At 58.7% G+C, this 10,865-nt stretch carries 20 protein-coding genes; 6 read left to right on the top strand and 14 right to left on the bottom strand.

Annotated features, from left to right (window positions below; translation table 11 throughout):
* On the top strand, positions 1-521 hold a 521-nt coding region (istB, locus tag ACE04I_RS13630; RefSeq protein WP_487207212.1), incomplete at its 5' end, for an IS21-like element helper ATPase IstB.
* 168 nt (positions 522-689) lie between these two features.
* Here istB and ACE04I_RS13625 read toward each other — a convergent pair.
* Entirely contained in the window at positions 690-1,151 is a 462-nt protein-coding gene (locus ACE04I_RS13625) for a DUF2280 domain-containing protein (RefSeq protein ID WP_487207211.1), read from the bottom strand.
* A gap of 25 nt (positions 1,152-1,176) precedes the next feature.
* The gene (locus ACE04I_RS13620) at positions 1,177-1,761 is read right to left on the bottom strand and encodes a putative metallopeptidase (protein WP_487207210.1); all 585 of its coding nucleotides are present in this window, start codon (positions 1,759-1,761) and stop codon (positions 1,177-1,179) included.
* A gap of 87 nt (positions 1,762-1,848) precedes the next feature.
* On the opposite strand from ACE04I_RS13620, the gene ACE04I_RS13615 reads away from it, so the two are divergent.
* Together ACE04I_RS13615 and ACE04I_RS13610 are read left to right on the top strand one after the other, a co-directional pair.
* Positions 1,849-2,043 (top strand): DUF2158 domain-containing protein, encoded by a 195-nt coding sequence (locus ACE04I_RS13615; RefSeq protein ID WP_487207209.1) that lies wholly within the window; start codon positions 1,849-1,851, stop codon positions 2,041-2,043.
* A 131-nt stretch (positions 2,044-2,174) separates the two neighbouring features.
* Positions 2,175-2,345: a hypothetical protein gene (locus ACE04I_RS13610; protein ID WP_487207208.1), complete on the top strand. Its 171-nt coding sequence runs from the start codon at positions 2,175-2,177 to the stop codon at positions 2,343-2,345.
* Positions 2,346-2,774: 429 nt separating this feature from the next.
* On the opposite strand, the gene ACE04I_RS13605 is transcribed toward ACE04I_RS13610, so the two are convergent.
* The 9 genes from ACE04I_RS13605 to ACE04I_RS13565 form a co-directional block, all read right to left on the bottom strand.
* Entirely contained in the window at positions 2,775-3,110 is a 336-nt protein-coding gene (locus ACE04I_RS13605; RefSeq protein ID WP_487207207.1) for a hypothetical protein, read from the bottom strand.
* A complete protein-coding gene (locus ACE04I_RS13600; protein WP_487207206.1) occupies positions 3,110-3,613 on the bottom strand; it encodes an ImmA/IrrE family metallo-endopeptidase in 504 nt (167 codons plus the stop codon). The genes ACE04I_RS13605 and ACE04I_RS13600 overlap by 1 nt, the downstream gene beginning before the upstream one ends.
* Before the next feature lie 192 nt (positions 3,614-3,805).
* Positions 3,806-4,471 carry a transcription termination/antitermination NusG family protein gene (locus tag ACE04I_RS13595; protein WP_487207205.1) on the bottom strand — a complete coding sequence of 222 codons (666 nt, stop codon included), beginning with the start codon at positions 4,469-4,471 and terminating at the stop codon, positions 3,806-3,808.
* 32 nt (positions 4,472-4,503) lie between these two features.
* On the bottom strand, positions 4,504-4,707 hold the full coding sequence (locus ACE04I_RS13590) for a hypothetical protein (protein ID WP_487207204.1): 204 nt from the start codon (positions 4,705-4,707) through the stop codon (positions 4,504-4,506).
* Positions 4,704-5,171, bottom strand: a complete 468-nt coding sequence (locus ACE04I_RS13585) for a hypothetical protein (protein ID WP_487207203.1) — start codon at positions 5,169-5,171, stop codon at positions 4,704-4,706. The genes ACE04I_RS13590 and ACE04I_RS13585 overlap by 4 nt, the downstream gene beginning before the upstream one ends.
* On the bottom strand, positions 5,168-5,392 hold the full coding sequence (locus ACE04I_RS13580; protein WP_046795160.1) for a helix-turn-helix transcriptional regulator: 225 nt from the start codon (positions 5,390-5,392) through the stop codon (positions 5,168-5,170). The genes ACE04I_RS13585 and ACE04I_RS13580 overlap by 4 nt, the downstream gene beginning before the upstream one ends.
* On the bottom strand, positions 5,389-6,147 hold the full coding sequence (locus ACE04I_RS13575) for a YdaU family protein (RefSeq protein WP_487207202.1): 759 nt from the start codon (positions 6,145-6,147) through the stop codon (positions 5,389-5,391). The genes ACE04I_RS13580 and ACE04I_RS13575 overlap by 4 nt, the downstream gene beginning before the upstream one ends.
* Positions 6,144-6,464: a VRR-NUC domain-containing protein gene (locus ACE04I_RS13570; RefSeq protein ID WP_487207201.1), complete on the bottom strand. Its 321-nt coding sequence runs from the start codon at positions 6,462-6,464 to the stop codon at positions 6,144-6,146. Before ACE04I_RS13570 ends, ACE04I_RS13575 begins: the two co-directional genes overlap by 4 nt.
* Positions 6,461-6,724, bottom strand: a complete 264-nt coding sequence (locus ACE04I_RS13565; protein WP_487207200.1) for a hypothetical protein — start codon at positions 6,722-6,724, stop codon at positions 6,461-6,463. Before ACE04I_RS13565 ends, ACE04I_RS13570 begins: the two co-directional genes overlap by 4 nt.
* A gap of 140 nt (positions 6,725-6,864) precedes the next feature.
* Here ACE04I_RS13565 and ACE04I_RS13560 point away from each other — a divergent pair, with 140 nt between their 5' ends.
* Together ACE04I_RS13560 and ACE04I_RS13555 are read left to right on the top strand one after the other, a co-directional pair.
* Positions 6,865-7,167 (top strand): DUF982 domain-containing protein, encoded by a 303-nt coding sequence (locus ACE04I_RS13560; protein WP_487207199.1) that lies wholly within the window; start codon positions 6,865-6,867, stop codon positions 7,165-7,167.
* A gap of 138 nt (positions 7,168-7,305) precedes the next feature.
* Positions 7,306-7,965 carry a hypothetical protein gene (locus ACE04I_RS13555; RefSeq protein WP_487207198.1) on the top strand — a complete coding sequence of 220 codons (660 nt, stop codon included), beginning with the start codon at positions 7,306-7,308 and terminating at the stop codon, positions 7,963-7,965.
* Positions 7,966-7,970: 5 nt separating this feature from the next.
* Here ACE04I_RS13555 and ACE04I_RS13550 read toward each other — a convergent pair whose 3' ends face one another.
* From ACE04I_RS13550 to ACE04I_RS13540, 3 genes are read right to left on the bottom strand one after another with little or no spacing between them, the layout of a single operon-like run.
* Positions 7,971-8,171, bottom strand: a complete 201-nt coding sequence (locus ACE04I_RS13550; RefSeq protein ID WP_487207197.1) for a hypothetical protein — start codon at positions 8,169-8,171, stop codon at positions 7,971-7,973.
* On the bottom strand, positions 8,168-10,132 hold the full coding sequence (locus ACE04I_RS13545; RefSeq protein WP_487207196.1) for a DNA cytosine methyltransferase: 1,965 nt from the start codon (positions 10,130-10,132) through the stop codon (positions 8,168-8,170). Before ACE04I_RS13545 ends, ACE04I_RS13550 begins: the two co-directional genes overlap by 4 nt.
* 42 nt (positions 10,133-10,174) lie before the next feature.
* Positions 10,175-10,516, bottom strand: a complete 342-nt coding sequence (locus ACE04I_RS13540) for a hypothetical protein (RefSeq protein WP_487207195.1) — start codon at positions 10,514-10,516, stop codon at positions 10,175-10,177.
* Between the two features lie 94 nt (positions 10,517-10,610).
* On the opposite strand from ACE04I_RS13540, the gene ACE04I_RS13535 reads away from it, so the two are divergent.
* Positions 10,611-10,865: hypothetical protein (locus ACE04I_RS13535; RefSeq protein WP_487207194.1), on the top strand; the 255-nt coding region annotated here is incomplete at its 3' end.

Here is a 10,865-nt window from a genome sequence, read left to right as displayed (position 1 = left end):
TTCTCGACGAGGCCAACAACATCGTCCTCGTCGGCGGTCCCGGCACGGGCAAGACGCATATCGCCACGGCCATCGGTGTCCAGGCCATCGAGCATCATCACAAGCGGGTTCGGTTCTTCTCGACCGTGGAACTGGTCAACGCGCTTGAGCAGGAGAAGTCCCAAGGTCGCCCAGGCCAGATCGCCAACCGCCTGGCACACTCCGATCTCGTCATCTTGGACGAGCTGGGTTACCTGCCGTTCAGTGCTTCAGGCGGTGCGCTGCTGTTCCATCTGCTGAGCAAGCTCTACGAGCACACGAGCGTCATCATCACCACCAACCTGAGCTTCAGCGAATGGGCCAGCGTCTTTGGCGATGCCAAGATGACGACCGCGCTGCTCGACCGGCTCACCCATCATTGCCACATCCTCGAAACCGGAAACGACAGCTTCCGGTTCAAAAACAGTTCGGCCCATGAGCCCAAAGCGACGAAGGAGAAACGCAGAAACTTGACCACCCCAACCACGACGGACGATACCTAAGGCGGGTCACTTCTCGGCGCAAATCCCGGGTCAGCTCTCAGTGCAAATCAACATCCCTCGTCTTGGAACTCGACCGGCCGCCGTGCAGGACGGCAATGTCATTCTCTCCGAAGAATACCTTTTCCCAGAAGTCGAACAGCGCCGGGTTGGTTAGGGTTGCGGCGGCAATCAGCCCTTCGTCTCTTGCCGCAGTACCTCGCGCCATGTCCGGTTCTCTGTCTGGATCGGTCCGCCGCCTGGGCCGGTCAGTTCCCGCTTATTGGTATATGCGTTGCCGACTTCCTCGGCCGCCTGCTTCAGCAGCGAAGATGCCAACACCATGTTGCCCTGGGTCTCCGCCTTGTCGGCCATGCGCTGGAGAGCGCGCAATCTCACCGCCCGGTGACTTATGGCAATGGTTGCAGTGTCTTCGAGGAAGGTCTTGCGAGTTTCCTCGAAGAGGGCCTTCCAGCGCACCGATAGGTTCCGCCCCGCCTTCTTCGTGGGGTCATAGCATTCGACAGCCTGCGGGCTGATCGCCACCCCGAAATCCTTCTTGAGTGCAGCGACGACGACCGCCGGGCTATCGAAACATGCGAGCGCTTGAACCACATAGGTCTGCTGCTCGCGGCTGAGTTTTTGATTTGCCATCGATCTATCAAGAAGCCATCAAGGTTTAAGCGACACGCAACTGGCACGTTCCGCATACATGGCCGATGCTGGCGCGGGAAATCTCCGGCGGCCGGTTGGCTGCGTCTACCAGGGCGCGGACATTGGCGGCATCTGCCCCATAGCGACGGACGACGCCGACGAACTCTTCCACGTCGTGCCCGCGGATAGTGAGCGCCGGCCTGCCATCGCGCCGGAACTTCGGGGCGCCGAACGCATCACGCTCCTGCCCCGCATGATAAAGCTCGTGCTCGACCAGCGCGCAGAACTCTGCATCTGAGCAGGTTGAGGCATAGTGAGCATCGAAGGTGAGCAGAAAGTCTGGCACGTCGCCGAACCATTGCTGTAGCTGAAGCTCGATCCTGGCGCGAGACCACTTTCCGGCCGGCGGCAATCCCATCTCACACTGACCGACGATCCGGCGGCCATGTCTCCCATTGGGGACATTCGTCCATAGGGCGCCTATCGAGGCGAAGCGGAGATGAGCGTGATCCTCGTTCACGAGGACGGCGCCCTCATCGATGAAGGTTGACCGGGCCCAATCTACCAGATCGAGTGCAGGCTCGAACCTGATGGAGGTGTCGTCAATCAAGTCTTCTGGTGGTAGCGGCCGCATCCCTCTTGCCTCGGCGCCTCAACTTTGATTTCTCTTGGTTAAATTCAAACGGGAGCTGTTGAGATGGCCGAAATTACAAAAGGCGACGTCGTTACGCTAAAGTCCGGAGGACCGTCAATGACGGTCCAAGGAGTGAGGGGCAACGTGGTCGACTGCATTTGGTTTTCAGACAAGAATAAAACCATCCCGAGCGAGCACTCATTTGATAGCGCATTGCTGAGAAAGGCTGACATGAGTTCGATCGAGCTAGATTTTTAATAATCTCCCTGCCATGCAATTTCAGTGAGGGCATGGGTTAATCTTGGGGGCTTAGAATGGCGAAATGTGGACATTGCAATCACGTCGGGACAAAGCTGTCGGAAATCTCACCTTCCGGGGGAAGGTACAAAATGATGGCCGTGTGCTGTTCCGGCTGCAGCGCCATTCTCGGCGTGACGGAATACATGAACGCTGGCGCCCTCATCAAGGGCCTCGACAACAAGGTAGAGGCCTTGGGTTCTGAGGTCGGCGATATCGAAACCACGCTTCAACAAATCCGGGCTCTTCTTACGAGGCGGTGAACAGCTCGCTCCTGAAACGAAAAAGCCCCGCTGATTGTTGACGCGGCTAATGTGATGTTGCTGGGCGCAACAGAGAGAGGTATATTCTCTCTGCCCGCACTTTACGGTCTTTCTGGTTTTTCGGTTCTTATGGAAGTGGGCGTCCAACGTTGGAACCCACCCGAAATGGCCGTTCGTTCACGACAACCATTCGTCCGTAGGGTTCCCTAGAATCACCAGGGAGCCCGCCCCTATGCTGTTTGAGTTTCACAAGGCTGCAGACGCGATAACCATCCGCCTAAAGCTCAACCCTTGGCTTTGGACGCTAATCTTTGTGCTTGTGCCCTAACAACGCACCGCTCCTCCTGATGCGGAGATGCCGGGCTACCTCCCGGCTTGGCCGATGGCGCTGGTTGCGTTTCCAGCTTTCCTTACGTTCGAGTGAGCACGCTACTCATGCGAAAATAGGAAGCGCACTGCGATGTAACCCATCCCAACAATCTGCAAAAACGTTTCGACGGTCACGGCAGTGATGAACCACTGCATGTTGTCAAATTGAAGCCAACCACTGCCAACGCCGACGGCGAGCCCACCGTTAAAAATGATCAGGGCCGATATCCAACAAGCTATGTACCCCGACCAGTCGCTCCGCAACGCAAAATACTGTTTCCGCCCATCAATTTCGACACGCGCGGAATCCGCATTAGCGATTTCACGGGATTTCGGCAGGCTCTCGTTAGAAGGCTGCTCGGTTAAATCTCGAAGAGCTTCATCACGTGTGATCACTAAAGCCTCAAGCTCTTGAAGCGGTTGAGGATCACATCTTCTGACACCGCGAAAATGCGCGCAAGTTCGCGAGGGCTGGCATATTCTCTGTACCGATTGAGCATGTCGGCAGGTACTAAGAGTTCTGCAGCAAAACAATCTGCCTCCTGCTCTTCTGGAGGCTTATTTCTGGCGTAGTCATTCTGACGCGGCAGAACTTGGTATGCTTTCGATTGCGCCCATTCCCGATGCAGGAGGTAGTGGGCGAGTTCGTGAGCAATCGTAAAGGTCATACGATTTGGGCTGATGTCGTTGTTCACGACTATCCGCAACGGGTCGAACTGAATGAAACCCGAAATACGGTCCTTCGAAGTGGGGGAAAAGTTGGCATAGACAACGTCGACGCCCATGGCCTCCGCAATTGCTTCCGGGTCCACAGGCGGATTTGCTAGACCATAATTCTTTAGTACCTCGGCCGCCTTGGCCTTGGCTTTTTTCCAATCGGCACCCACAACAGCCTCCATCGCCACTCCGCTTATAAAGTGACTCGCAGGTTTTAGATAGTGTGCCTAATGCGTCTCGACCAGTCGCCCTGTCCTTTGCCAAGTTAAACTGAAAAATGGGCGCATTTCTGCTGGCGCGGGAGTTGGATGATCTCCCCGCTGGGCCGTCGAGTATTCCCTTTGCTCATGGCAAGGTCCGACTGAACACCCAAATCACGCTGCGGAATATAGGTGATTTGCGCTCAGGCGGCAAGCCTCCATCTCCTTGTCCATCTCTTTCAATTCATTGAGAATCGTTAAAACATGTTGACGGCTGCCGGGTGACAGACTGTCGATAGCCGTTTCCGCCAGAATACGAAGCGGCATCTTCTTCCGCTTGCCTTTTGGGAATATCAGACCGAGCTTTTTGTTCAGCGCGTTGCGCCGGTACGACTGAGCTTTGATCAGCCGCTCTTCGCGCTCCTGCTCCCAAATCTTCTGCTTTTCGAAGTCTGCCAGCATGAGGCTGCCGATGTCGGTATCCCGGAACACGATCGGGCCGCGGTCCGGTGACGGGCGCATGAAGCACATCACCCCTTCGACACCCCTCACCTTCTCGAAATCGCGCTGGTGGATGTTCACGAAGGCATAGCCGACCAGGAGCGGAAAACGCTTCTCCCGCATCTTGTTTGTGCGCTGGTGCTGGGTGATGGCCCAGAAGGACGGCATATAGACGTCGATACCCTCATTCCGGAGATTGCGCTCGACGATGCTCTCACCCTTACGGCGCTCGCGGGTGGCCTTCTGCTCTTCCGTCTCGTCGTTCGCCGGCTCCAGCACACGCGCCATTCGCTGAGAGCCGGGCACAGTCCGGACAGCATACCAATTCGTTTCCGCCATTTTCATTCCCTCGTATTCGAGCCGCCGCTCGGTTATGCTGAAGTCGATTTCGTTTCAGGAGATGGCCCCTCGACGGTCACGACCACTCGATACCGGGTGCCGTCCATCTCGAAAGCCCAAGCGGCCTGTGCGCCCGGCATTGCCGCATGGACGACCTTCACACGATCAGCCATTTCCACGATCTTCTCCCCGATGGCCTCGATATCGTCGAAGCCCACGTAACCTTGCTCGGTCATCGCGCCGCCTCCATGATCGCATCGGCAGCCGCCGCGGCCTTCTTCGGGTCGTACCGCCCCATCTGAAGACGCCTGGTGTAGCCGCAGCAGTCACACATGGGCTCGTGCTCGCCCTTCCAATCGCCTGTCAGCCAAGCCTTGATCGTTTTCGCCTTTCGCGTCTCGTAGGCACCGCAGACGCAACGGACGACCCAATTGGCGCCGTTGGTCGTTACGATGTCCGCAGCGATGCCCAGGACGGTGAAGCGGCCGAATTTGGTTCCCTTCAGGTCTAGGAACGTGGACTGGCCCAGCTCCTGCACCGTCGGCCGTCTGACCGCGATCGGGTCATTCGTGTGGATCTTGTCCTTATTCGGCGGCGACCACTCGAAATGCTCTCCCCTCGCCGCTACGCGGCCGGCGACCTTGTCACCTGGGAGAAGCGGAGCGACAGCGTAGAGGTCTACGCGAGCGAGCCGGGTCATTCGATCCAACCCTTCCGAAATGCGGTCGCAACGAGGCCGACAGTGTTGCCGGCATCGAGCACGTGAATGGCCCGCTGGACGTCGTTGGTGACCTGGTTGATCGTGAGCTTAAGTTCGCCGGCGACGGCCTTGGCAGGCTTGCCGGTTGAAAGGCCATCGATCACCTGGAGTTGCCGTCTGGTCAGTCCGATGATCTCGGTCTCGGGCGGTAAAGCAATCATGTGAAGCTCCTTTCGGAACGCGCCAGTTCGGCGGCGATGTATTCTTCTCGGGATTTGGGTTTCTGCAGATGAGCTAAGCCGTTTGCCTTCGGCGGTGGCTTCTCGGGAGGCTTGGCGGGACGGTCCTTCCAGCGATCCTCGGACAGCCACTTCACCGGGTTGCACCACTGGCGATCGTCGGTCTTGGCCGCATAGGCTCGGGCACCGGCGAGGATTTCCTCGAGGCTGGCGCGCTTTAGGGCTTTGGAAAAGGCCAAGCGAGCCGCTGGCTCCCCGACCTTGTTGGGGTAGATTTCCCAAAACTGTTCAAACCCGGAAGAAGGTTCGGGCGCGCGCGCGTCTTCCGAAGGAAGTCTGGTTATGGTATCTGGAAGATGCTGTGGCGTAGGCATAGCATTTGCCAGCCTCGCCTCTTTATCTTTCAGTGCCTTAGCTCTTCCACCCTCTGCCCCTGCGGCACTTCTCGATTGAGATTTACTCTCGCTTTTCTGAAGCTCTTTCGTCAGGCGATTATGCCAGATGGTCTCACCGTCGACCTCGAAGAACGGCATCAGATCATCCGCTATGGCCTTCCATTTCTTCACCGACATACGGGCCACACGAGCAAGCTTGGCCTCGTCGGCAGGGAGCTTCCCGCCGGCATTCCACATCGCCATCAGCAGCAGCATGTAAGCCCCAATCTGCTCGGTGCTCAGGTGCAAAGTGTCACCGATGAAATCGGAGACGTAGAGCTGCATGAATGGCCGCTCGCTCATGCCGCCCTCCTGACGATGCCAAGCCGCTCGAGCAGCCTGATCGGCTCGTCCCGGCCATGCGTAACGAAGAACGGTATGCCGCGGTCGGTACAGAGCGCCTGAAACTCGCGCTGCGGCTGGGTGAGCTTACCCACCTCTGTCTTGAGCTCGAGATAGCCGTGAATGCCCGGACCAATGATGATCAGGTCTGGCAGGCCCTTGGTGAGTCCGTACTGTCCCATGCTCCCCATGTTGGGGATCGTAGCCACCAGCGTTCCCGGATTGCCGAGAGCGCGCCAGTGCTGGACGACGGCTTTGTGGATTTGGGATTCCTTCATGCCGGCCTCCTGGCGCGGATCTCGCGCAGCTCGGCGCGGATACGGGCGTTGTGCCGGTTCCGAAGCTCTATCAGGCGTTCCTTGTTCGCCTTCCGGTATTCCCTCAGATACTCGCTGCGGGAGGTTCGGCCCTTCTCTTCACGGGCGCGCTCCAACTCCGCATTGATAAGCCGGTCGGCCTCGTGCTCAGGAATGCCAAGGGCTTCGCTGATGGCGATCGTGTCTGGACCATGGAGGGCGTAGGCGTCGGCAAAGGTCATGCGATCGCCTTTCCTTCGAAAGAAATCGCAGCAACCGCCGCTCGGCTCTTGAACCGCAAAACGTGGCACCACAAATCGATTACCGGCGCTGAACCACAGCGCTTTCCTTGTTGATCACCAACGTTTTCAGTGAGGTAGAAATGATCGCGAAGATGTTCGACAGACCCGTCTACTTGAAAGAGCGACGAGATCTGGTTCGAGAGATAAACTGCGTCGAAGATGCCATCGACTTTCTGGAGGATTGGCCAGAGCACGATAAAGACCTCGATCATGAGGCCGCGCTTCGAACCTGCTACATGGCCCAGGACGGCCTGAAGCCGCTGCGCGTTGGTCGTGACGCGATCCGGAGCTTCGGAGCAAAGAAGGGTATCCTCATGAAGGCTCCGGCAGTCCGGCCGTGGATGGTCAACCGCCAATCCGGCGGTGGCCGCGTAATCTTCTAAGCGATCTAGCCGGTTGGAGAGGCTGCAACCGTGGCCTCTCTGTTTTCCAGAGTTGAATCTACTGCCGTTCGTGCCCCCGCCCTCGCAAAGTTCGCACCAGCTACCGAAGCTAAACATGCGGAATGAGGGAGTTGATGCATGCTGAGCGACAAGAACTACTGCGTTACGATCTGCTCGGTACTGGCGCTTGCCGCATTCGTTTTTGTCATGCGCTTCCTGCCTGACTTCGTCGCATGGAATGGCTGGGAACTGTGCAGCAGTGAAAACTGCAATCTTCAGGCATGGCTGGGAGCCCTTAGCGGTTGGGTGGGCGCTTCGGTCGCAGCTGCTGCCGCAGTGCCACTGATCCTTCAGCTTAGAGAGCAGCGCCTGCAGACGGCTTTTTCCGTTGGTGACGCACCCCCAACCATCGACGCGCTGGAGCACTTGGAAGATAGCCGCCAACTGGTCGTCCGAATCGTGAACTGGAACAGGCGCGCCATCGTAGTTCATGCCATTGATGCGCCGCATAGCGCCGTGATTGTGTTCCCGAACGAAATCTTCGTCGACGGCAAGCGGCGCGATGACACTTTTGATTTGCAAACAATCGGGGTCCGAAAGTTCACGGTACGAGGTTGGGAAGATCGGGGTAAGCCGCCTCACTATGCAGAACTGCGCCTTGAAGCCCTCTCGAATGAAGACCTGACGACAAAAGAGAACTGGGCGGAGATACCGCGTGTTGTCGCCGAGGCTCAGATCATGGGGGAGCAGCATCGCAAGGTCACCTTGAGCGCAGACACCCGGCTCGCACCGCAGTAACGAAGTCATGCCGCCCGCTCCCTCTTGGCGAGCGCCTTCAGGTAGGCGCCCTTGATCTCCTGGAACCGGGCGATGTCGTATTCCTTGGTGGCGATCTCGTTTTCAGGACGCGGGCGCTTGGAACCGTGGCCGTGGTCTTCGAGCCAGGTCTTGGCACTGGCGATACGGCTTTCGAGCCATGCAATCATTTCGGAGGGGTCGGTCATTCGGCCGCCTCCAGATAGTCTTGCTCGGGAACGAGCTTCTTCTTCGGGGCCGCGTCTGCCATGATCGCGCCCACGCAGGCTTTCATCTTCGCGACGGAGACGGCATTGCCGATTTGCTTGATCTGCTCGGTTTTGGTGCCGGCAAACTCGTAGGTGAATTCATCCGTGGTGAAGCCCATGGCGGCCGCCAGCTCGTGCGGCTCCAGCATGCGGAAGAGGATGTCGTATTCCGGCCCAGGCTCAACGAGGTTGATGTGGCCGGTGGCCGCAATCGTGGGCGTCGGATCATCGATGTCGTGGACGCGAGGAGCCTGCCCTTCCCTTTCCCCGAATTGGGCGGCGATGAACGCGAACTCTCCGCCCTTCGCGGTTGTCATCGTCGGTACTGGATCGGTCTCCACATCTCGAGCTACAGCCCCGCCGTTGGAGTTGGTGACCGGAACGACCATTGCGAAGCGTGCTTTCGCGGTCGCCGTCGGCAGGGGGTCTTTGTCCGCACTCGTGCAAGTCTCTCCGGAGCCGGAACCATAGTAGGGAGAAATGAGCGCATGGGCGCCGCCGGTTGGCGCGGTTGGGATCGGGTCCGATACGCCGCGCGGTGAGCCACCGGAGGCCTGGGAGAGAACGAAGGGCTCGATTACGGCATATGCGCTGCCGTCTCCATGTATCGCGCCAAGGGGATCATTGATGTCATGGGAACGGCGGCTGAATGGGTCTTTGTCCCTTTGGTCAGTCCCGTGCGCAACCGTGACCAGCATCGGCCTTGCGCATCCTGGTCGGGCTTCATTGGCAGCGCCTCCAGTCGTGATCGTCGGCAAGGGCTCTTCGGCCGTGCGCGCAGCGCCGCTGTTATGTTGCGAAAGCACCATCGGCTCGGCCAACCAGACGCCGCCTTTGGTGTCGAGCGTGGGGATGAGGCCTTCGGAAACGCCTTCGGCCTTGTTGCCCTTCCGGCCGTTCATGATGATTGGCTCGGCAACCGCCATTTGGCTGCCACCTGCGGTGATTGTCGGAAGCGGTTGACCAACGCCGCGAGGACGAGGTCCGGCACCTTCCTTCCCGTGGCGCGGCGATACGATCACGGGCTCGGCGATGCCGATGTGCATTCCATTGGCCGCGATGTTAGGCAATGGCTCGTCCATGCCCTGCGCCGACATGTGGTTCCGCAGGATTACGAGATAGGGCTGCGGCCAACCGAACTTGACAGCTCCGGCATAGATGCGGGCCAGCGTCTTAGCCGCCAAAGGCTTTTTGCGATTGAAGATCGAACGGCCCCTGATGTTCCAGTCGATGATTTCCCGCGCAGGCCGCCACGGCTTCGCAGTACCGAAAAGGTCGGCGGTAACTTCGTCCCGCTTCTTATGCGTCGGCATGGGCCAATGTATTTTTCGGCCATCAGACCGGCCCATAAGAATGAACCGCTGGCGGGTTGTCGCATCGCCGTAGTCGGCTGCGTTCAGCTTGCGCCATTCGAGCTCGAAACCAAGACGCCGCAGTGTCTCGGTCCAGGCATGGAAATACTCACCCTTCCTTGAAGGGATCGGACGGCCGGTCTTCATGTTGACCGGTCCCCAGCCGATGAACTCCCAGACGTTCTCAATGATGATCCGCTTCACCCGCAGCTCAGTCAGCCAGGTAACGATGTGCCAAGGATCGGACCGCTGCTGATCGCTGGTCGGTTTGCCGCCGCGCGCCACGGAATGGTGCGTGCAGGTCGGGGATGCCATCAAGAGGTCAAGATATCCCTCCGGCACGATGATGTGCGGCCGGACCGTCGAAATGTCCTGGACGAAGTGCCGGGCCTCCGGATGGTTCTTCTGGTGCGTCTCGATCGCCGTCGGCCAGTGGTTGACGCAGACGAGCTCCATCTCCAGGCCTAGTTCCGAAAGCGCGCGCTGCGCACCGGTGGACGAACCGCCAGCACCACACAAAAGGTCAGCAACAAGCATCTTGCGCGGCATCACTCGCCTCCGTCCTTCGATTCCGGACATATCCAGTCCGCCCTATCGGCCCACTTGGTGGCCCGAGCCCGCCAGCGTTTCGCGATGCGCAGACGCCTCAAAAGCGGCAATCTTTTCATCCAGCGAAGCCAGACGGGCACGGAGTGTTCTTGCTTCATTTCGACCTTCCTCGATTACGGCCAGACGCAGTGCGTCAAGTTCTTCGCCGTCGATACGACGCGCTTTTCCTTCCCGGATCGCCCGAACGCGGCGATAAGTTAAGGTCTTGTTCACATGCTTGGAGAGAAACCTGTACGCATCGCGATACAGTTCCTTGACGCTGCTATAGCGAACGTCAGGATATGCTTCCAAAAATAGCTGCTGGGCGCGTGCTGTATCGCTCATAGCCTTGTCCTTACTCGACACTTTCTTGTCACGATCTGACAACACCTTGTCCGTCTCCTGTGCGATGACTGGTCTCGTTGCAGGAGACCTTCAGATGCACCGGAGAGATGATGAAACAGACGGCGGGAAGCGCCTTGCCGGGCTCTTGCCCGCCGTCTCCGGTCCGCCTGGGCCAACCGTTATTCCATTCCGCAGAGCCAATTCCGCCGCTTCGTCTGGCTCTGCTGCTGGTGGCGATCCGCCGTCGCCGCCAGCCCCGTTCGTGCCTGTCGGTGATGCCGTCGCTGCCGTCGTGTTGAGGCTGCGTGGTGGCTTCCCGAAGGTGAAAGTGTTGGCTGCCGGTCCGCGG

It is taken from the genome of Rhizobium moroccans, assembly GCF_057559155.1.
This window is presented reverse-complemented; position numbering and strand designations above follow the sequence as displayed.